This is a genomic window from uncultured Luteimonas sp. (genome assembly GCF_947492465.1).
In the GTDB taxonomy this organism is placed as follows: Bacteria; Pseudomonadota; Gammaproteobacteria; order Xanthomonadales; family Xanthomonadaceae; genus Luteimonas.
Window position 1 is genome coordinate 645301 of record NZ_CANLNF010000001.1, and the last position, 19721, is coordinate 665021.

20 protein-coding genes and 1 tRNA gene are annotated in these 19721 nt (G+C 70.2%); 8 read left to right on the forward strand and 13 right to left on the reverse strand.

Annotation, left to right across the window (positions count from 1 at the left end):
• Positions 1-17 precede the first annotated feature (17 nt).
• Positions 18-1037: a glycoside hydrolase family 43 protein gene (locus Q0863_RS02870; protein WP_298574841.1), complete on the forward strand. Its 1020-nt coding sequence runs from the start codon at positions 18-20 to the stop codon at positions 1035-1037.
• Positions 1038-1047: 10 nt separating this feature from the next.
• Entirely contained in the window at positions 1048-1866 is an 819-nt protein-coding gene (locus tag Q0863_RS02875; protein ID WP_298574843.1) for an aldose epimerase, read from the forward strand.
• Positions 1867-1992: 126 nt separating this feature from the next.
• On the opposite strand, the gene Q0863_RS02880 is transcribed toward Q0863_RS02875, so the two are convergent.
• On the reverse strand, positions 1993-2493 hold the full coding sequence (locus tag Q0863_RS02880) for a ferritin-like domain-containing protein (RefSeq protein WP_298574844.1): 501 nt from the start codon (positions 2491-2493) through the stop codon (positions 1993-1995).
• Between the two features lie 274 nt (positions 2494-2767).
• Here Q0863_RS02880 and Q0863_RS02885 point away from each other — a divergent pair, with 274 nt between their 5' ends.
• A complete protein-coding gene (locus tag Q0863_RS02885; protein WP_298574846.1) occupies positions 2768-3370 on the forward strand; it encodes a GIY-YIG nuclease family protein in 603 nt (200 codons plus the stop codon).
• 243 nt (positions 3371-3613) lie between these two features.
• Here the strand turns inward: Q0863_RS02885 and Q0863_RS02890 are convergent, their stop codons facing one another.
• Both Q0863_RS02890 and Q0863_RS02895 read right to left on the reverse strand, forming a co-directional pair.
• On the reverse strand, positions 3614-4168 hold the full coding sequence (locus Q0863_RS02890; RefSeq protein WP_298574848.1) for a hypothetical protein: 555 nt from the start codon (positions 4166-4168) through the stop codon (positions 3614-3616).
• Between the two features lie 277 nt (positions 4169-4445).
• Positions 4446-4530 (reverse strand) — tRNA-Leu (locus Q0863_RS02895).
• Between the two features lie 80 nt (positions 4531-4610).
• On the opposite strand from Q0863_RS02895, the gene rnr reads away from it, so the two are divergent.
• The 4 genes from rnr to sugE all read left to right on the forward strand — a co-directional run bounded on the left by rnr (position 4611) and on the right by sugE (position 8563).
• Complete coding sequence (gene rnr / locus Q0863_RS02900; protein ID WP_298574850.1) at positions 4611-7007, forward strand: ribonuclease R; 2397 nt, start codon at positions 4611-4613, stop codon at positions 7005-7007.
• An 85-nt stretch (positions 7008-7092) separates the two neighbouring features.
• Positions 7093-7854 carry a 23S rRNA (guanosine(2251)-2'-O)-methyltransferase RlmB gene (gene rlmB / locus Q0863_RS02905; RefSeq protein WP_298574852.1) on the forward strand — a complete coding sequence of 254 codons (762 nt, stop codon included), beginning with the start codon at positions 7093-7095 and terminating at the stop codon, positions 7852-7854.
• Between the two features lie 19 nt (positions 7855-7873).
• On the forward strand, positions 7874-8125 hold the full coding sequence (locus Q0863_RS02910; RefSeq protein WP_298574854.1) for a hypothetical protein: 252 nt from the start codon (positions 7874-7876) through the stop codon (positions 8123-8125).
• 117 nt (positions 8126-8242) lie between these two features.
• Positions 8243-8563 (forward strand): quaternary ammonium compound efflux SMR transporter SugE, encoded by a 321-nt coding sequence (gene sugE / locus Q0863_RS02915; RefSeq protein ID WP_298574856.1) that lies wholly within the window; start codon positions 8243-8245, stop codon positions 8561-8563.
• 118 nt (positions 8564-8681) lie between these two features.
• Here the strand turns inward: sugE and Q0863_RS02920 are convergent, their stop codons facing one another.
• The 10 genes from Q0863_RS02920 to pstS all read right to left on the reverse strand — a co-directional run bounded on the left by Q0863_RS02920 (position 8682) and on the right by pstS (position 17863).
• The gene (locus tag Q0863_RS02920; RefSeq protein ID WP_298574858.1) at positions 8682-9794 is read right to left on the reverse strand and encodes a hypothetical protein; all 1113 of its coding nucleotides are present in this window, start codon (positions 9792-9794) and stop codon (positions 8682-8684) included.
• A gap of 88 nt (positions 9795-9882) precedes the next feature.
• The gene (gene rnt / locus Q0863_RS02925; protein ID WP_298574860.1) at positions 9883-10518 is read right to left on the reverse strand and encodes a ribonuclease T; all 636 of its coding nucleotides are present in this window, start codon (positions 10516-10518) and stop codon (positions 9883-9885) included.
• A 248-nt stretch (positions 10519-10766) separates the two neighbouring features.
• Positions 10767-11537 carry a putative DNA-binding domain-containing protein gene (locus Q0863_RS02930; protein ID WP_298574862.1) on the reverse strand — a complete coding sequence of 257 codons (771 nt, stop codon included), beginning with the start codon at positions 11535-11537 and terminating at the stop codon, positions 10767-10769.
• The gene (locus Q0863_RS02935; RefSeq protein ID WP_298574864.1) at positions 11530-12402 is read right to left on the reverse strand and encodes a DUF692 domain-containing protein; all 873 of its coding nucleotides are present in this window, start codon (positions 12400-12402) and stop codon (positions 11530-11532) included. Before Q0863_RS02935 ends, Q0863_RS02930 begins: the two co-directional genes overlap by 8 nt.
• An 18-nt stretch (positions 12403-12420) precedes the next feature.
• A complete protein-coding gene (locus Q0863_RS02940) occupies positions 12421-12843 on the reverse strand; it encodes an EF-hand domain-containing protein (RefSeq protein ID WP_298574866.1) in 423 nt (140 codons plus the stop codon).
• Between the two features lie 257 nt (positions 12844-13100).
• The gene (gene phoU, locus Q0863_RS02945; RefSeq protein WP_298574868.1) at positions 13101-13805 is read right to left on the reverse strand and encodes a phosphate signaling complex protein PhoU; all 705 of its coding nucleotides are present in this window, start codon (positions 13803-13805) and stop codon (positions 13101-13103) included.
• 115 nt (positions 13806-13920) lie between these two features.
• Positions 13921-14751 (reverse strand): phosphate ABC transporter ATP-binding protein PstB, encoded by an 831-nt coding sequence (gene pstB / locus Q0863_RS02950; RefSeq protein WP_298575878.1) that lies wholly within the window; start codon positions 14749-14751, stop codon positions 13921-13923.
• Between the two features lie 19 nt (positions 14752-14770).
• Positions 14771-15655, reverse strand: a complete 885-nt coding sequence (gene pstA, locus Q0863_RS02955) for a phosphate ABC transporter permease PstA (protein WP_298574870.1) — start codon at positions 15653-15655, stop codon at positions 14771-14773.
• The gene (gene pstC, locus Q0863_RS02960; protein WP_298574872.1) at positions 15655-16623 is read right to left on the reverse strand and encodes a phosphate ABC transporter permease subunit PstC; all 969 of its coding nucleotides are present in this window, start codon (positions 16621-16623) and stop codon (positions 15655-15657) included. The genes pstA and pstC overlap by 1 nt, the downstream gene beginning before the upstream one ends.
• Positions 16624-16774: 151 nt before the next feature.
• Entirely contained in the window at positions 16775-17863 is a 1089-nt protein-coding gene (gene pstS / locus Q0863_RS02965; protein ID WP_298574874.1) for a phosphate ABC transporter substrate-binding protein PstS, read from the reverse strand.
• Positions 17864-18409: 546 nt separating this feature from the next.
• Between pstS and Q0863_RS02970 the strand changes: the two genes are divergently transcribed.
• Positions 18410-19711, forward strand: coding sequence for a porin (locus tag Q0863_RS02970; protein WP_298574876.1), 1302 nt, complete (start codon positions 18410-18412; stop codon positions 19709-19711).
• The last annotated feature ends 10 nt before the right edge of the window (positions 19712-19721 follow it).

A 19721-nucleotide genomic window follows, 5' to 3' on the forward strand; every position in this document is an offset into this window, starting at 1 on the left:
CTGAAGGAGACGCCGTCATGGCAGACCAGGAATACACCGACGCCGAACTCAAGGCACTGGCCGACCGGGCGCTCTCGCAGCCGCTGGTCAGCCATATCTACACCGCCGACCCGTCGGCGCATGTGTTCGAGGGCAGGATCTACATCTATCCATCGCACGATATCGAGGTGGGCGCCGCGTTCGACGACGACGGCGGCCACTTCCAGATGCGCGACTACCACGTGCTGCGCCAGGATGCGCCCGACGGTCCCGCCACCGATTGCGGACTGGCGCTGGACGTGAAGGACGTGCCCTGGGCGGACCGCCAGATGTGGGCGCCGGATGCGGCGACGAAGGACGGGAAGTACTACCTCTACTTCCCGGCCAAGCGCCCGGACGGCATCTTCCAGATCGGCGTGGCCGTGGGCGATCGCCCGGAAGGCCCGTTCCGCGCCGAAGCCGAGCCGATCGCCGGCACCTATTCGATCGATCCTGCGGTGTACGCGAACGACGACGGTGCGCACTACCTCTACTTCGGCGGGATCTGGGGCGGCCAACTGCAGAAGTACCGCGACAACGCCTACGACGCGGCCAACGAGGAGCCGGTCGGCGACGTCCCCGCGCTCGGGCCGCGCGTCGCGCGCCTGTCGGCGGACATGAAGCAGCTCGCCGAACCGGCGCGCGAGATCGTGATCCTCGACGAGACCGGGCAGCCGCTGCGTGCCGACGACCACGACCGTCGCTATTTCGAAGGGCCGTGGATGCATCGCCACGGCGGCAGGTACTACCTGTCGTATTCCACCGGCAACACGCATTACCTGTGCTACGCGATCGGCGACAGCCCGTATGGGCCGTTCACCTATGCCGGCCGCATCCTCGAGCCGGTGGTGGGCTGGACCACGCACCATTCGATCCTCGAGGTCGGCGGGCGCTGGTGGTTGTACTACCACGACTCGCTGCTCTCGGGCGGCGTGACCCACCTGCGTTCGGTCAAGGTGACCGAACTCGAACACGACGCCGACGGCCGGATCCGCACGCTGCAGCCCTATGGCCGATGACGGATTGACGATGCCGCCCGGCCCGCTGGTTCCGCTGTCGCCGGGGCCGCTGCTGACGATTGCGGACGGGGCGCTGTCGGTGGACGTCGCGCCGCGGGCCGGCGGGCGCATCGCGCAGATCCGCTGCGACGGGGTCGAACAGCTGGTCGGCCACGGCGAGCACGACAGCGAAGCCGCCATCGCCTGGGGGTGCTACCCGATGGTGCCGTGGTGCGGGCGCGTGCGCGACGGTGGGTTCGAGTTCGAGGGCCGGCGCTACCAGCTGCCGCGCAACCTCGACGGGCACGCCATCCATGGCCTGGGATTCCTGCTGCCCTGGCAGGTGGTCGTGCAGTCCGTGCGCCATGTCGAGATGGAGCTGGCGCTGCCGTCGGACGGACGCTGGCCGTTCGGTGGACTGGCGGCGCAGCGCATCGAGATCGCGGGGCGGCAGCTGACCCTGTCGCTGTCGGTCACCGCGGTCGAGCAGGCCCTCCCGGCGTCGCTGGGATGGCATCCCTGGTTCCGCAAACCCGAGCGCCTGGAGTTCAGGGCCGAGGCAATGTATCCCCGCGACGCCGACGGCATCGCGACACTGCCGGCAGGCGAGGTGCGGCCGGGTCCCTGGGACGACTGCTTCGTGAACCGCCACGACGTGGTCCTGCACCGTGCCGGGCAGCGGCTGGTGGTCTCTTCGGAATGTCGCGACTGGGTCGTCTACGACGGCACCGGCCACGCCACCTGCGTGGAGCCGCAGACCGCACCGCCGGATGCGTTCAACCTGATGCCCGACCTCGCACTGCAGCCGGGGGAAACCCTGGCCATGCAGTGCACGCTGCGCTGGGACTGAGGGCGGTTGCGTCTGGCCGGAAGGCTGCGCTGCGACGTCCGCGATTGCGGGATCCCACAACGGCAAACGCCCCGGCTCCACAGGGCCGGGGCGTTCGCGTGCGACGTGGGGGGTGTCATGCGGGGATCAGGCAGCTTCGCGGGCCGCCCGCTGGTTGCCACCGCCCTCGGCCAGCATGGTGAGCTTCTCGTCGGTCGCCTTCTCTTCCTGAAGCGTTTCCTTGAGCAGGGTGAGCGCCTCCTTGTAGCCGAGCTGTTTGGCCAGCGCGCACAGCGTGCCGTAGGCGGCAATCTCGTAGTGCTCGACCTTCTGTGCGCCGCCGATCAGGGCCGCGTCGCGCAGGGGACCGGCATCGATCGAGTCGATGACTTCCTTGCCTTCCTCGACCAGGCCTTCCATCGCCGCGCACTTGATGCGCTTGAGCTTGATGCCCAGCACCTCGACCACCTGGTCGATGCGTTCGATCTGGCCCTGGGTTTCCTCCAGGTGCAATTCGAACGCGCTGCGCAGTTCGGCCGCGTCGGCGGCCCTGGCCAGGCGCGGCAGCGCCTTGGTCAGCTGCTTTTCCGCGCTGTAGATGTCGGAAAGTTCGTGGATGAAGAGTTCCTCGATGGTCTTGACTGCCATGTACTTGCCCTCGCGGCGGGTTGGGGGAGCGCCGACTCTACGGACGCGCGAACGAAGGGCGAGTGAAAGATCGGGGCGATTCCGTTCACGAAGGCCGAACCCGTCCCGGCCGCCTGGTTCGACACGCGCCGGTGCCCGGGGTGGAACGGAAAGGGTGGGGCGCCCGGGGGGCGACCGCACCTCGTCCCGCGAACGGCCAGGCGCCGGATTTCGCACCCGCTGCGACGGCGCGCGGGCATGCTCGGGCATCGCCGCACCGCTGCCGCCGCCCGCCATGCCGGCCTGCTATCTCTACATCCTCCCGCTGCTGAACGAGGACGTCGCCAAGGTCGGCATTTCGGTCGATCCGCTGGCGCGCGTTCGGGCGTTCGCCACGCGCTATTACGAATGTTTCGACCTGGAGCGCAGCGGCCTGGTCGGCTTCGACAGCGTGGCCGAGGCGCGGCGGCGGGAGACGGCGCTGCACCGCCAGCTGCGCCCGTGGAATGCCGCGCGGCCTCTGACCGTGCCGCTGCGCGCCGGTGGACATACCGAGTGGTATCGCGGCGCGGCCGCGCTGTTGCGCGAGGAGGCCGAGGCCGATCGCGGGCGCGGGCTGGTCGTGCACCAGCCCGCCGGGGACTGGTGGCGCGAGCGGCTGCTGCAGGAGCGGCCGCTCCTGTTCGAATGGGCCGAGCAGTACCTGCTCGAGTTGTCGGCCGAAGCGCTTGCGCAGAGCCCGCTCTGGCAGGGGATGGTGGACGTCCTGGATGCGTGGCCGACCCTGGGCCTGGGCGTGGACGACGCCTTGCCCGAATCCCTCGCGCGATCCTACCGACGGTATCGCGACGCCTGGCGTGCCTCGATTGGCGACGTCGCGTGCGGCGCAGAGGAGTGAAGTTTCCGCGTCGACGCCAATGCGGCATGAACCTGCACGGGGTGCCTACGCAGAATGCGGGTTGTCCCGTCCGGTTCCTGGTCTCGCCCGTCGGGGCGTACAGGTGCGCGCCTGGCACCCGGGAGCACATGCACACCAACGTGCCCTGGCTGCGTGATGGCATCCGACGGCAAGACCGGAAAGGCGAACAGGAGCGCTCGCTAGCGCTCGCTTAAGCACTCCCGCTTTGGTGGATAGAAGCAGCTACTCCGACGGAGAGGCCGAAGGCTCGGCCGGTTGACCGTCCACCCCCACCAGCCGCCAATGGCCCCAGTCGTCCTGCACGTCATGGCCGGTGGTGGTGCGCGCGCCGCGGTCGCCCGCGTAGCGGTACAGCGGATGCCCGTGATAGGTCAGGTGATGGTCTCCGGCCGGCGTCTGCAGCGTGCCGACGGCGGGCTGCTGCAGGCCGGCCCCCGCGACCGGCGCATCGCCGCTGCGCAACATCACCGGTGGCCACACCTGCTGGCACGCGGCATCGCACTTGCTGCCGTCGGTATTGCCGTCGAGGTAATACAGCGCTGCGCCGCTCGCGTCGGCCACGTAGCCCTGTTCGCCGCCTTCGCGCACCAGGGTGGCGGGCGTGCCCGGCGGCGCGTCGATCCGGGCCGGGTCGACGCCTTGCGCCTCGTCCTGGGTCGGGACGGGGGCGCGTGCGGCTTCGCCGCCGGTGGCGCCTCCATCGGGGGGCGTGACGTCCTGCCCGCATGCGACGAGCAGTCCGAGCGCGAGGGCGGAAAGGGCTGGCTTGAGCATCATGCGCGGTCTCCCGGAAAGGTCGTCCACGATGTTGCGCGGCGCGCCGTGACCGCATGATCAAGGGGCGAACCCGGATTGCGCGGCCGCTGGTGCCGGCGGGCAGCGCATCGTCGCGACGGATGAGTGGGGGCGAGCGCCCCGATGTGGCTGTTGGCACCACGCCAACGAAGCGCATGCCAGGCGATGCGGGACCGGCGACGGGAAGCGCCAACAAAAAACCCCGCACATGGCGGGGTTCTTCATTCGGCCGGTCGCGTTGCGCGACGGCCGGACCAACTGGTGCCCAGGAGAGGACTCGAACCTCCACGGTTTTACCCGCTAGTACCTGAAACTAGTGCGTCTACCAATTCCGCCACCTGGGCAGGTGGCCGCGTATGTTGCGGCGCGGCGCGGACAAAGTCAACGGTGTTTTGCACCGGAACGACACGCCGGCCCGTGTACCATGCCGCCGATGGCGAAAACACCAAGCAAGCGCGGCCCTGGCCGCGGTACAGGACGGGGCGACGGCTCCGCATCGGGCCAGGGCCCGCAACGCAAGCGTGGCGCCCGCAGCGCCCAGCCGGGCTGGCTCCCGACGGTCCCTCCGCCGCCCCGGGGAGAAGCGCGATCTGCGGGTGGCCGCTTCGTCGATCCGCACGCCGGACGCGAGGCCGAACGCTATGCCGAGCCGATCGCCAGCCGCGAGGCGATCCTGGCCCTGCTGGGCGAGGCCGAAGGCCCGCTGACCATGGAGGTGCTGGCGCAGCGGCTCGAGCTGACCGCGCCCGACCGTGCCGCCGCCCTGGGCAAGCGCCTGGGGGCGATGGTCCGCGACGGCCAGCTGCTGCAGAACCGCCGCGGCGGCTTCGTGCCGGCCAGTGCGATGGACCTGATCGCCGGCACCATCATCGCCAATCCCGACGGCTTCGGCTTCCTGCGTCCGGACAAGGGCGTGGGCGACGACCTGTTCCTGCCGCCCGCGGAAATGCGCAAGGTCATGCACGGCGACCGCGCGATGGCCAGCGTCACCGGCCTGGACCGCCGCGGCCGTCGCGAGGGCGTGATCGTCGAGGTGCTCGAGCGCCGCCTCAACCGGCTGATCGGGCGCTTCACGGTGGAGTCGGGCATCAGCTTCGTGGTGCCGGACGACCGCCGGATCCAGCGCAACGTGCAGGTGCCGTCCGATGCGCGCCTGGGTGCGCAGCACGGCCAGCTGGTGGTGTGCGAGATCACCACGCCGGCCGACGAGCGCCGCCCGCCCATCGGCAAGGTGCTGGCGGTGCTGGGCGATGCACTCACCCCTTCGCTGGTGGTGGAAGCGGCGATCCACGGCCATGAGCTGCCGCATGAGTTTCCCGCCGCGGTACTGGCCGAGGCCGCCGCGGTGCCGCTGGAGGTGGATGCCAACGCCGCGTCCGGACGCCTGGACCTGCGTGGCCTGCCGCTGGTGACCATCGACGGCGAGGACGCCAAGGACTTCGACGACGCGGTGTACTGCGAACCCAATGCCCGCGGCTTCCGCCTGGTGGTGGCGATCGCCGACGTGTCGAGCTACGTGCGTCCGGGCCAGCCGCTGGACGACGAGGCGCAGCTGCGCGCGACCAGCGTGTACTTCCCCGGTTTCGTGGTGCCGATGCTGCCCGAGACGCTGTCCAACGGGATCTGCTCGCTCAACCCCGACGTCGATCGCCTGTGCTTCGTGTGCGACATGCAGGTCGACCGCGAGGGCGAGGTGGTGCAGTCGGAGTTCCACGAGGCGGTGATGCGCTCGCACGCGCGCCTGACCTATACCCAGGTCTGGCAGGCGGTGGGCGAGGGCGACCCGGAGGCGCGCGAGCAGGTCGGTTCGCTGATGCCCCAGGTCGAGCGGTTGCACCAGCTGTACAAGGTGCTGGCCAAGGCCCGCGCCAGGCGCGGCGCGATCGAGTTCGAGTCGTCGGAAGTGCGCTTCGTGCTCGACAACCGCGGCGAGGTCGTCCAGGCCGGGATGCTCCAGCGCAACGACGCGCACAAGCTGATCGAGGAGTGCATGATCGCCGCCAACGTTGAGGCGGCCAAGTTCCTGCTGCAGGCGGAGATGCCGGCGCCGTACCGCATCCACGACAAGCCGCCGGAATCCAAGTACGCCGACCTGCTCGAGTTCCTCAAGGAGTTCGCGCTGCGGATGCCGGGCTGGGCCCGGCTGCAGCCGAAGGATTTCGCCAGCCTGCTCAAGAAGGTGCGCGACCGCCCGGACGCGACCCTGCTCGAGTCGGTGATCCTGCGCAGCCAGAGCCAGGCGGTGTACTCTCCCGACAACATCGGCCACTTCGGCCTGGCACTGCAGGCGTATGCGCACTTCACGTCGCCGATCCGCCGCTATCCCGACCTGCTGGTGCACCGCGCGATCAAGCACGTGCTCAAGCGCGGGCGCCGCGAAGCCTTCCACAGCCCCAGCCAGATGGCCTCGCTGGCCCTGCAGTGTTCCGAGCGCGAGCGCCGCGCCGACGAGGCCGAACGCGAGGTCGATGAACGCTACCGCGCCGCGTGGATGGAACAGCACGTGGGCGGCGAGTTCGACGGCACCATCAGCGGGGTGACCAGCTTCGGGCTGTTCGTGGAACTCGACCAGTCGAAGGTCAACGGCCTGGTCCACGTGACCCAGCTGCCCAACGACTTCTACCATTTCGACCCGGTGCGCAAGACCCTGACCGGCGAGCGTGCGGGCCGCGAATTCCGGCTCGGCGACCGGGTGCGCATCGTCGTGCTCAAGGCCAGCCTGGAGGAGCGCAAGATTGATTTCCGCCTGGCCGGGGAGCGCGGCGCGCAGCCGCCGCCGCCGCGCGGCCAGCCGGCCAGGCGCCGGAAGCAGAAGTACTGAGCGACGACGGCATCGGGATCCGGGCGCGGGATCCGTACAATCCGCCCCCCGGTCCCGGTTTCCGGCCATTCCAGTCCAGCCCAGCATGTCCAAACAGAACCAGTGGATCGTCGGCATCAATGCGGTCGCTTCGGCGGTCGAGCACGACGCCGAGCACGTGCGCGAGGTGCTCATCGAGGCCGGCGCGAAGAATCCGCGCCTGGCCGAGATCGAATCGGGCGCGCGCCGCCGCGACATCGAGGTGCGCCGCGTGGCCCAGCAGGCGCTGGACGGCGTCGCCGGCGGCGTCCGCCACCAGGGCGTGGCCGCGCGCTATGCGGCCGCGAAGACCTGGGACGAGCACGACCTGTCCGGGCTGGTGGAGCAGGCCGCCGGCCGCGCGCTGCTGCTGGTGCTCGACGGCGTGCAGGATCCGCACAACCTCGGCGCCTGCCTGCGCAGCGCGGCCGCCGCCGGGGTGACCGCGGTGGTCATCCCCAAGGACAAGGCGGTGCAGGTCAACGCCACGGTGCGCAAGACCTCGGCGGGCGCGGCCGACAGCATTCCGGTGGTGCGGGTCACCAACCTGTCGCGCACGCTGGCCGAACTGCAGAAGCTCGGCGTGTGGATCTACGGGCTGGTCGGGGACGCGCAGACCTCCCTGTACGCGCTCGACCTGACCGGCAGCGTGGCGCTGGTGCTGGGCGGCGAGGCGGACGGCCTGCGCCGCCTGACCCGCGAGCACTGCGACGGGCTGGTATCGATTCCCATGCCGGGGCTGGAAACTTCGCCCGGCGTGGAGAGTCTGAACGTGTCGGTGGCCGCTGGCGTCACGCTGTTCGAGGCGGTGCGCCAGCGCAAGGCTTGAACCCACGGGAGGAAGGTCGATGATCGCGGCGCTGGCGTGGCAGGACTGGCTTGGATTCGCCGGCGCGGCGCTGATGCTGCTGGCCCTGTTCCTGCACCTGTTCGCGCCGGGCGATGGCCGCGGCCGGACGCGCGCCGTCCTCGGCCTGCTGGGTGCGTCCGCACTGCTGCCGGCCGCGCTGGCGCGGTTCAATCCGGCGCTGTTCTTCCTGCTGGTGGCCTGGATCCTGCTGAACGCCTATCGCCTGTTCCGCGCGCCGGGCAGACCCTGAGCCACGCGGCCACCGGCCCGGCCTGCGGCCTCAGCGTGCGAAAATGCGCACGCGTGGGGACGACCCCGCGCCTTTGCCTGCTGCGGGGACGACCCCATCGACGATGGAGGTTGCGAGATGCCCTGGATCATCCTGCTGCTGGCCGGCGTGTTCGAGATCGGCTGGGCGATCGGACTCAAGTACACCGAAGGCTTCACCCGCCCGTGGCCGACCCTGGGCACGGTGGCGGCGATGGCGATCAGCCTGGGGCTGCTCGGTGTGGCCATGAAATCGCTGCCGGTCGGCACCGCCTACGCGGTGTGGGTCGGGGTGGGCGCCGTGGGCACGGCGATCCTTGGCATCGTGCTGCTGGGCGAACCGTCCAATCCGGGGCGTCTGGTCAGCTTGGGCCTGATCGTCCTCGGCATCATCGGGCTGAAGCTGGCGTCGCCGGCATAGGCCGGCGAGGCCACACTTTCCGGTAGCTGGCGGGAGTTCGCCAGCCTTGCCGGGTTGTCGCCGGACCTTGCGCGACCCGCGGGGTTCGCGGTGGGAAGCTGCAGGATCCGGCCCTGCCTCAGTCGGTGCTGCCGCGGTGGTCACGCTTGCCCTGGTTGATGCGGTCGCGGGTGCTCACGCTGCCCTGGTTGGCAGGCAGTCGCACCTCGGCCGCGTGCAGGCGCTTGGCACGGCGCGCGGCGCTGTCGGACTGGTAGCCGGGCGCGCCCGGATCGCCGCCTTCGCCGCCGATCTCGGTCCAGGGCTTGGGTTCGCTGTCGCGGGCCTGCTTGGCTTCCAGCAACGCCTGGGTCTGGGCGAGCGCCTGCTCGGGCGTGATGCGGCGCTTGCGCGTGCGGCGGGGCGGTGCGGATGCGCCGTCCGTACGAGTGCGACCCGCGCTGGCCTGGGTCCGGCCGTCGCCATCGCCGCGCTTCGCCGCGCCGTCGGCGGTCTTGCGCGCGCTGCTGGCGCCACCGCGTGCGGTGGCGGGCTTCGTGTCCGGTGTGTGGTCGGTCAGCGCGTCCGCGGTTCTGGCGGGGAACTTCGAGGCCGTCCTGCCGGCGACCCGACTGGCGGACTTCGCCGTGGCGTTTCCGCCGGCGTGCGTCGCGACCCGCGTGGTCGTGGTGGCGTTCGTCGCAGTTTTCGTCGACGCAGTCTTCTTCGTTGCCGACTTCTTCGCGGTCTTCTTCGTCGAAGCCTTCTTCGCAGTGGCGCTCTTCGACCCGGTCTTGTTCGCCGCAGCCTTCCCGGTCGTGGCCCGCTTGGTGCCGCTGGCCGCCGCCTTGCGGGCCGGGGCCTTCGTCGCCTGTTTCGAGGCGCGCCCGGCGCCGGTGGATTTCTTCGCCGCCTTCGCCGCAGACCTGCGCGCCGCGGCGTCGTCCCGCTCGACCTCGCGCAGCCGGGTCTCGAAGCGGTCCAGGATGTCGGCCATCAGATCGGCCTTGTCCTTGCTGCGCTGGTTGGCGGCGCCACTGCTGCCGCGCTTGCTGCCGGTGCTCGACCGGGAGGCCAGCTTCTGCCGGCGGACCAGGTCGCGCGCGCGGTCACGTGCGGCACGGGCGCGGGTGACGCGGGCGGCCAGTGCCCGGCCGTCGAGCTGGCGCAGGCCGTTGATCCGGCTCTCGTCGTAGAGCGCCATCTCCTTCTGGTTGAGCAGCTGGCTGGCCTTGGCGCGGGTGATCGGCATCGTGCGACTCCTCTCGTGCGGACGTGCACGAGTGGATCACAGCCGATGTGCAGTCCAGGTCGAGGGTGGCGCGCGCGGACGCGCCGGCTCAGGCGCGCTGCGGCGAAGGCCAGGCGTTGACGATGGTGCAGAACAGCCTGGCGGTCTGCTGGGCGTCGTAGAGGGCCGAGTGCGCGTCCTCGCTGCTCCAGCCGAAGCCGGCGGCCTGCACCGCCCGCGCCAGCACGGTCTGCCCGTAGGCCACGCCGGCCAGGGTGACCGTGTCGAACACGCTGAAGGGATGGAACGGATTGCGCTTGTGGCCGGTGCGCGCGACCGCCGCATTGAGGAAGTTCAGGTCGAAGTGCGCGTTGTGCCCCACCAGGATCGCGCGCTGGCAGCCGTGCTTGCGTACCGCCGCGCGGACGCCCGCGAACACGTGGTCCAGCGCTTCGCGCTCGGGCTTGGCGAAGCGGAACGGATGGTCGATGTCGATCCCGGTGACTTCCAGCGACTGCGGGTCGATGTCGGTGCCGGGGGCGGGCACGACGTGTGCGCTGGTGGCCTCGCCGAGCACCAGCGCGCCGTGTTCGTCCACGTCCAGTGGGACCGCGGCGATCTCGAGCAGGGCGTGCCGGTTCCAGTCGAAGCCGCCGGTTTCCACGTCCACCACCACGGGCAGGTAGCCGCGGAATCGGCGGGTGAGCAGGCTGACGTTCGCGGCGGGCGCTGTGGCTTGGTCCATGCGCAAAGCCTAGCAGAGCGCGCTGACGTGCCGTGCCTGGCGTGGCTGCGATCCTGCGGGCAACCGCGCGCGTTTGCCCGACATGACGGCGATGGACGGCTGTCATACGCAGCGGCAGCTCGATGTGCGCGATGCAGCGGAACGGTGCAGGCCGGACGCGTCGGCTGGAACCCGATACCGCGTGCGCAGCGATCGCGCAGCGGGTTGGCGCTCGACGCGCCGCGACCGCAACCGCAACCCCAACCGGGTCAGGCCGGACGCGAGCCGCAGATCGTGCCTTCGGCCGCCATCCGTGCAAGCAGGGCCGCGCCCTCGGCGAGCAGGGCGTCGGGGTCGTCGGCCCCGGCTTCGTCCGCCAGCGCCAGCAGGCAGTCGCGGCCGGCCCGGTTGCCTGGGGCCAACAGTTCGAGCAGACGGAACGCGAGCGGCGACAGCACGGCAAAGCGCACCTCGCCGTCGACATCGCGGCGCACCAGCAGCAGGGTCGGCGCGTCGGGCGGTTGCGCCGGCTGGTAGTCGGGGCCGAGCCGATGCACCGGCCAGCGGTAGGCGAGCGCCCAGGCCAGCGGCGAGAGCACCGGTGCGGCGTCGAGCAGCGCGGGGCCGTCGATGTCGCGCTGCTCCGCGCCCGGCGGAACCGCGGCATCGGAGATCTGCAGGGCCAGTTCGACCCATTCGTAGTGCGCGAGCTCCGCCAGCCAAGGCGGCAGGTCCGGATCCGGCGCGTCCTCCAGCCAGCGCACGAACTCGCGACCGATCTCGGTGAACAGCGGCGTGCGGCAGCGGTGGCCGGCGTAGAAGGCGCGGACCAGTCCGTGCCAGCGGTCGTCGGGCAGGGTGGCGCGGATCACCGGGAAGTTGCCGGCCAGCAGCGACTGCAGGTTGTTGTAGAGCAGTCGCCCGTACAGCGCCAGGCGCTCGGCCCGGATGCCCTCGGGTGGCGCGGCGCGCGGGTCGCGCAGATGTCGCGACAGCGCCATCTGCTGCGCGCGCAGCGACGGGGCCACGGCCTCAGCCATGTGCGGGCACTGCGGCGGGCAGGGCGGCGCCGCGCTGGAGCGCGCGGATGGTCGCCACTTCGTCGAGCAGTTCGTCGAACGGCGGGAAGTCGAAGTCGCGCTCGAGCAGGGTCGGCCGCACGCCGTGCAGGCGGTAGGCGTCGGCCAGCAGCGTCCAAACGTCGGGGAGTACCGCCGCGCCGTGGGTGTCGACCTTGAGGTCGGGTGCCTCGTCATGGTGGCCGGCGACGTGGTAGCACACGATCCGCTCCGAGGGCATGCGCGCGAGGAACGTGGCGGCGTCGTAACGGTGGTTGACCGCGTTGACCAGAACGTTGTTGACGTCCAGCAACAGGTCGCAGCCGGCGCGGTCGAGGACCGCATTGATGAACTCCGCCTCGTCCAGCGCCTGCGAGGCGGTGGTGGGCAGGGCGGCGTAGTAGCTCACGTTCTCGATGGCGATCCTGCGCCCCAGGATGTCCTGCGACCGGCAGATGCGCCCGGCGACGTAGTCCACCGCCTCCTCGGTGAACGGCAGCGGCAGCAGGTCGTAGAGCTGGCCGTCGTCGCTGCACCAGCTCAGGTGCTCGCTGTACAGCGGCACGCGATGGCGTTCGAGGAAACGGCCGACCCGCGCGAGGAAGGTCTCGTCCAGCGGCGCGGGACCGCCCAGCGACAGCGACAGCCCATGGCAGGTGAGCGGGTGCCGCTCGGCCAGCGCCTCGAAGGCCGCGCCGAGCCGGCCGCCGACCCCGATCCAGTTTTCCGGCGCGCATTCCAGGAAGTCGAAAGCCGACGGTTCCGCGGCCTGCAGCGCGGACAGCAGTCCACGCCGCAGGCCCAGGCCCGCGCTCCGGTCAGCCAGCGGTTGCGGCGGAAGCGGCATGCCCGGACGGGTGGCAGGTCAGGCCATGCCGCCGCACTTGCCCTCGCCGCACTTGCCTTCCATGTCGGCCTTGCCGGCCGCGGTGTGCGCCTCGTGCTCGGCCTTGTCGACGAAGCCGTCGGCATTGGTGTCCATCGCCACGAAGTCCTCGCCGTCCTCGGGATGCAGGGCCTCGAACTCGGCGCGGGAGACCCGGCCGTCCTTGTCGGTATCGACCCGGTCGATGCCGCACTTGCCCTCGCCGGCCTTGGCGTCGGTCTTGGCCTTGTCGCCGCCGCAGCTGCCCTCGGCCGCCTTGGCGGAGTCGGTGGCCTGCGGCCCGCCGGCCATGTAGCCCTGTGCGAGCGGGGTGATCGCGAAGCTGGAGCCGGACAGCAGCAGGCCGCCGGCGAGGGCGGTGCCGAGGCTGACCAGGGCGGGCTTCTTGCTGGAATGCGTCATGGTGGAGCTCCTCTGGGGACGGATGCGCCCGCCCTGCGACTGGCGGGAGTCGGGAGGGAGGGTCGATCGCGTCGGCCATCGGCGCCATGGTGCAACCGCGTCATGGGTCCCGCGTCCGGCGGCCCGGTCGGCCCCTCTCCGGTCGGGGAGTGTGGGCGCGCCCGCATTAAGCGCGGGTTAGCCGCCGCGCCGGGGGACTGCGCCGGCCGGGCGGGAGGCTGGGCTGGGAACTGGACGGCAGGCGATCCGGCCGCGGCTCAGGTGGCCACGCTGGTCTCGTCGCGCTTCTCGCGCGGCGGAAGGGCGTCGTCGCCGTGGACCAGGAACCAGATGTTCTCGGCGATGTTGGTGGCGTGGTCGCCGACCCGCTCGAGGTTCTTGGCCATGAACAGCAGGTGGGTGCACGGCGTGATCGCGCGCGCATCCTCCATCATGTAGGTCAGCAGTTCGCGGAACAGGCCGGTGTGCAGGCTGTCGACCTCCGCATCCTGCGCACGCACGCGCTGCGCGGCCTCCGCGTCGTTGGCGACGAACGCCGCCAGCACGTCGCGCACCTGTCGGACCACGCGCTGGCCGAGCACGTTGAGGCCCCGCGTATGCGGCAGCGGCGGCGCGGCGTTGAGCGCGGTCGAGCGCTTGGCCACGTTGGCCGCGTAGTCGCCGATGCGTTCGATGTCCGAGGCGATGCGCAGCGCCGACAGGATCTCGCGCAGGTCGCGCGCCATCGGCCCGCGCAGCGCGAGGCGCATGACATCGTGGCTGATTTCCTGCTCCAGCACGTCGATGGCCTCGTCGTTGGCGACGATGCGCGCGGCGGCCTTGTCGTCGCGGCGTTCGACGACGTCCAGCGCCGCCTCCAGCTGCGCCACAGACATCTCGCCCATGCGCAGGATCTCGCCGATCAGCCGCTGGCGCTCTTCGTCGTAGCTGCGGACGATGTGGTCGTGGGGATGGGTGCTCATGGTGGTGTCGGTTCCGGTAGGCGGCCTGGACGCACTCGTCCGTGGCGCAGCAGGGGAGGTTCGGGATCGGCCCGAAGCGGCAGTCCGCGCGGCGGCGCCGCGCAGCCTGCCGGCCTCAGCCGAAGCGCCCGGTGATGTAGTCCTCGGTCTGCTGCTTCGAGGGATTGGAGAAGATCGTCTCGGTTGTGTCGTGCTCGATCAGGTCGCCCAGGTACATGAAGGCGGTGTAGTCGGACACGCGCGCGGCCTGCTGCATGTTGTGGGTGACGATGACGATGGTGTAGTCGAGCTTGAGTTCCTCGATCAGCTGCTCGATGCGGCTGGTCGAGATCGGATCCAGCGCCGAGGTCGGCTCGTCGAGCAGCAGCACGTCGGGGCGCAACGCCACCGCGCGGGCGATGCACAGGCGCTGCTGCTGGCCACCGGACAGGCCCAGCGCGCTCTGGCCCAGCTTGTCCTTGACCTCGTCCCACAGCGCGCCCTGGCGCAGCGCCTGCTCGACGCGCTCGTCGAGCTGCTTCTTCGAGAGCTTCTCATGATGGCGGATGGCGTAGGCGACGTTCTCGTAGATCGTCATCGGGAACGGCACCGGCTTCTGGAACACCATGCCGACCTTGCTGCGCAGGCGGTTCATCGGGTACTTGGGCGAGAGGATGTCCTCGCCGTCGAGCAGGATCTGGCCGCTGGCGCGCAGCTTCGGGTACAGCGAGTAGATGCGGTTGAAGATGCGCAGCAGGGTGGACTTGCCGCAGCCCGAGGGGCCGATCAGCGCGGTCACGCGCTTTTCGGGGATCTCCAGGTCGATGTTCTTGAGCGCATGGAACTTGTCGTAGTGGAAGTCCAGGCCCTTGACCGCGATCTTGGTCGGCATCGGCGCCAGCGCCCCGCGCTGGGGGGCGGCGAGGTGGATGCGCTGCGGGGACGCGGCGGAAGCGAGCTCGTTCATGGACGGGTCCAGGGAAAGGTCAGTCATTGGAGATCCTGTTGCGCAGCAGGAGCGCGCGCGCGGACAGGCTGACCAGCAGCACGAACACGGTCAGCACGAAGGCGCCGGCCCAGGCCAGCTGTTGCCAGGATTCGTAGGGGCTGCCGGCGTACTGGTACATCACCACCGGCACGCTGGCCATCGGCTGCAGCACGTTGGAGTTCCAGTACTGGTTGCCGAAGGCGGTGAACAGCAGCGGCGCGGTTTCGCCGGAGATGCGCGCGAGCGACAGCAGGATGCCGGTGACGATGCCCGCCGACGCGCTGCGGTAGAGCACCTGCACGATCACCTTCCACTGCGGGACGCCCAGCGACAGCGCCGCCTCGCGCATCTGCACGGGCACCAGCTGCAGCATCTCGTCGGTGGTACGCACCACCACCGGCAGCACGATGAAGGCCAGTGCGATGGCGCCGGCCAGGGCCGAGAACCGCCCGCCGGTCTGCATCACCACCAGGGTGTAGACGAACAGGCCGAGCACGATCGACGGCGCCGACAGCAGGATGTCGTTGACGAAGCGCACCACGGTGCCGGTCTTGCGCGCCCTGCCGTACTCCGACAGCCAGGTGCCGGCGGCCACGCCCAGCGGCGTGCCGATGCCGATTGCCAGCGCGCACATCACCGCGCTGCCGAAGAAGGCGTTGAGCAGGCCGCCTTCCTGCATCGGCGGCGGGGTCATCTGGGTGAACAGCGCCCAGTTGATGCCGCCGATGGCCTTGCTGGCCAGGGTCCACAGGATCCAGCCGAGGAAGAACAGGCCGAAGCAGGCGGTGAGGATGCCCAGCGCGATCGCCAGGGCGTTGGTGAGGCGACGCCGGGTGTACAGGCGGTCGGCGACGGCGAGCTCGCGGGCGGTCACGGTGGACATCAGCTGCCCTCCCTGCGCGCCAGCTGCATCAGCATGAAGCGCGCGATCGCCAGCACCACGAAGGTGACCACGAACAGCACGAAGCCAAGCAGCAGCAGGGCGGAGCGGTAGGTCTCGGTGGCTTCGCCGAAGTCGTTGGCGATGAGCGCGGCGATGGTGGTGCCGGGTTCGAGCAGCGAGGCCGACAGGCGCACCGAGTTGCCGACCACGAAGGCCACGGCCATGGTCTCGCCGAGCGCGCGGCCGAGGCCGAGGAAGATGCCGCCGATCACCGCCGAGCGGGTATAGGGCAGGACGATGTCCCAGCTGACTTCCCACTTGGTGGAGCCCAGCGCGTAGGCCGACTCCTTCAGCCGGGTCGGTACGGTGAGGAACACCTCGCGCATCACCGAGGAGATGAACGGGATCACCATGATCGCCAGCACGAAGCCGGCGGTGAGCATGCCGATGCCAAGCGGCGGGCCGCGGAACAGCACGCCGATGCCCGGCAGCGTGCCGAGGTGCTCGTTGAGCCAGGGCGTGACGTGCTCGGTCATCACCGGCACCAGCACGAACAGGCCCCACATGCCGTAGATGATCGAGGGAATGCCGGCCAGCAGCTCGATGGCCGTGCCGACGGGTCCGCGCAGCCAGCGCGGCGCGACCTCGGTGAGGAAAAACGCGATGCCGAAGCTCACCGGCACCGCGATGATCATGGCGATGACCGCGGTGACGATGGTGCCGTAGATCGGCACCAGCGCGCCGTACTTGTTCTCGACCGGATTCCACTCGGCCGAGAAGAAGAAGCTCAATCCCTGCGAAGCCAGTGCGTCGCGCCCGCCCCACAGCATCGACAGCGCGGCGCCGGCCAGCGCCACCAGCACGAACGCCACCGTACCGGCCAGCAGCCATCGGAAGACGCGATCGTTGCGCGCGTCCCGGAGGTCTCGAGCGGTGCCGGCGGAGGCGGGGAGTGCGATGGCGTTCATGTGCATCCGGGAGAAGATGTGTCGTCATGCCCGCGTAGACGGGGCTCCAGGATCCTGGCGGGCCCGGGGAGGGTCGGGGGCCAGGACGCTGGATCCCCGCCTGCGCGAGGACGTTGCGACGTCGGCCGCGCGCGCTGCGCGGCCTGCCGCGTCACTTGAATTCGGACGCCCAGTACGCCTCGATCTGCTGCACCAGTTCCGGCGGCAGCGGCACGTAGTGCAGTTCGGTGGCCTGCGCCTGGCCATGCTCGAAGGCCCACTTGAAGAAGTCGCGTGCGGCCTGGCTGCGCGCGGGATCTTTCGGCTGCTTGTGCATCAGCATGAAGTTGGTGGCGGTGATCGGCCAGGCCTCGGCGCCGGGGGCGTTGGTGATCACCAGGTTGAAATCGGTGGCGCTGGCCCAGTCGGCGGTGGCGGCCGCGGCGGCGAAGGTCTTGTCGTTCGGTTCGACCCAGTTGCCGGCCGCGTTCTGCAGCGACGCGTAGGGCATGTTGTTCTGCAGCGCATAGGCCAGCTCGACGTAGCCGATCGAACCCTTGATCTGCTGCACGTAGGAGGCCACGCCCTCGTTGCCCTTGCCGCCGACGCCGGTCGGCCACTGCAGCGAGGTGCCTTCGCCGACCTTGGTCTTCCAGTCGTCGTTGACCTTGGACAGGTAGTTGGAGAAGTTGAAGGTGGTGCCCGAACCGTCCGAGCGGTGGACGATGCTGATCTTGCCGTCGGGCAGCGGCACGCCCGGGTTGAGCGCGGCGATGGCCGGGTCGTTCCAGGTGGCGATCTTGCCGAGGAAGATGTCGCCCAGCAGCGCACCGGTCAGCTTCAGCTGGCCCGGCTGCAGGCCTTCGACGTTGAGCACCGGCACGACGCCGCCGATGGCCGACGGGAACTGGCCGAGGCCGGCCTCCGCAAGCTCATCGCTCGACAGGGGCTTGTCGCTCGAACCGAAGTCGACGGTGCCGGCCTTGATCTGGGCGATGCCGCCGCCCGAGCCGATCGACTGGTAGTTGACCTTGGCGCCGGTGGCGGCGTTGTAGTCGGCCGACCACTTCGACACCAGCGGATAGATGAAGGACGCGCCGGCGCCGGAGATCTCGGCGCTGATGCGGTCGCCGGCCGCGGCCGGGGCGGATGCGTCGGCGGTGGGCGCCTGGCCGGTGGCCGGGCCCTCCGGCGAACAGGCGGTGGCGAACAGGGCGGTCGAGAGCGCCAGCAGGGTCAGGCGGGCGAGCGGGGTATTCATGCGAGGGCTCCTGGAGCGGGCCAGGACAACACCTGGCGGGATAGCCACATGAAATGATGTTTTTGTTACAGGCGTATGACGAACCCGTCGCCGGTCCCGAAACCGCGGAGCGACCGGGGGTCTCGCGGCAAAAAAAAGCGGGCCAGAGGCCCGCGCAATAGGAAGTCGTCGCCGGGAGGAGAGAGACGCGAGCTTGATCTGGAGCGGCCTGCGGAGCCATCCGCAGCGCCGAAGCCGTCATGCCCGTTGCTGTATTCCAACCCCCTGCCATGACAGCGCCATGCCCCAGGCATGACGATTGCGTGACATCGCGTTCCGGCCGGCTCCGCCCCGTTGCACGGGTTCTCGGGGGACGGCGGGCATGCCCGGCGACCGGCCGACCGCGCTCGACGGCCATATGACAGGACTGTCATCAAACTGACACGGGAAAGTCCCACTCTCGTCGCACGGCCGACTCACAAGCGTGCTTGCGTGCCCCCGCGCGCAGCCCGCGATGCGTTGGCTGCCCCCGCAGTCCCTGCTTCCACGAACCCCGGGAATCCCTCGATGCGCTCTTTGCTCCCCGTCGCCACGCTGGCTTCCGCGCTCGCCATCGCCAGCACCCCTGCTTTGGCGCAGTCCACGCAGGCCCAGGAAATCGCCGAACTCAAGGCCCAGATCGCCGCACTGGCGGCCAGGGTCCAGGAACTCGAAGGCCGGACCGGTCCGCCGCCCGCCGCGGCCGTCGCGCCATCGGCCGATCCGGACCGCAGCCCGTCCGCGCAGCCCGTGGTGACCACCAAGGGTGGCATCAAGGTCGCCTCGGCCGACAAGGCGTTCGAGGCCTCGCTGGGTGGCCGCATCCACTTCGACGCCTACGCCTTCGACCGCGACCAGGCCGGCAGCACCGGCACCACCGAGTTCCGCCGCGCGCGGCTGACCCTGCAGGGCAAGGCCCATGGCTGGGACTACAAGCTCGAGCAGGACTTCGCGGCCGGCAGCAACCTCGACGGCCTGCGCGATGCCTACATCGCCAGGTCCGCGCTGGGCGGCAAGTTCACCATCGGTCACTTCAAGCCCTACCGGTCGATGGAGGAGCTCACCAGCTCCAACGACCTGCTGATGATGGAACGCCCCTTCGCCTCGGCCACGGGGCTGTTCGGCGGCCGCCAGTTCCAGCAGGGCGTCGGCTATCTGCGTGCCGGCGGCAACTACACCGCCGGATTCAGCGCCTTCAACCTGCGCGGTGCCAGCGGCCCGCGCAACGAGGGCATGGGCTATGCCGGGCGCGTCACCTTCGCGCCGGTCAACCGCGACGACAGCACGCTGCACTTCGGCGGCTGGGCCAGCCAGGAAAATGCGAACCAGGGCTCGGCCGACCTGGTCGCCTCCGTCAACTACGCCGGCCGTCGCGGTCCGCCGCAGGCGATCGCGGCGGTCAGCGGCGCCAGCGGCGACGAGGTCACCGCGTACGGGCTGGAGGCGGCCGGGTCGTTCGGCCCGGTGTTCTTCCAGGGCGAGTACGCCAATGCATCGTTCGGCCAGCCGATCGGGCCCGACCAGGACGTGGCCACGTGGTACCTGCAGGGCAGCTGGCACCTCAACGGCGGCCACAAGCCGTACAAGGCCGCGACCGGCGTGTTCGGTTCGGCTCCGGTCGCCGGCAGGGGACTCTGGGAGCTGACCGCGCGCTACGACGCGATCGAGAACAAGGATGTCGCCGGTCTCGACGTGACCAGCTGGCTGCTGGGCGTGAACTATTACGCCAATCCGGCGCTGCGCTTCATGTTCAACTACACCCGCGGCGACAACGGCTTCACTGGCGACGAGACCGGGCAGTACGCCTTGCGTACGCAGTTCGCGTTCTGACGGCGTCGCC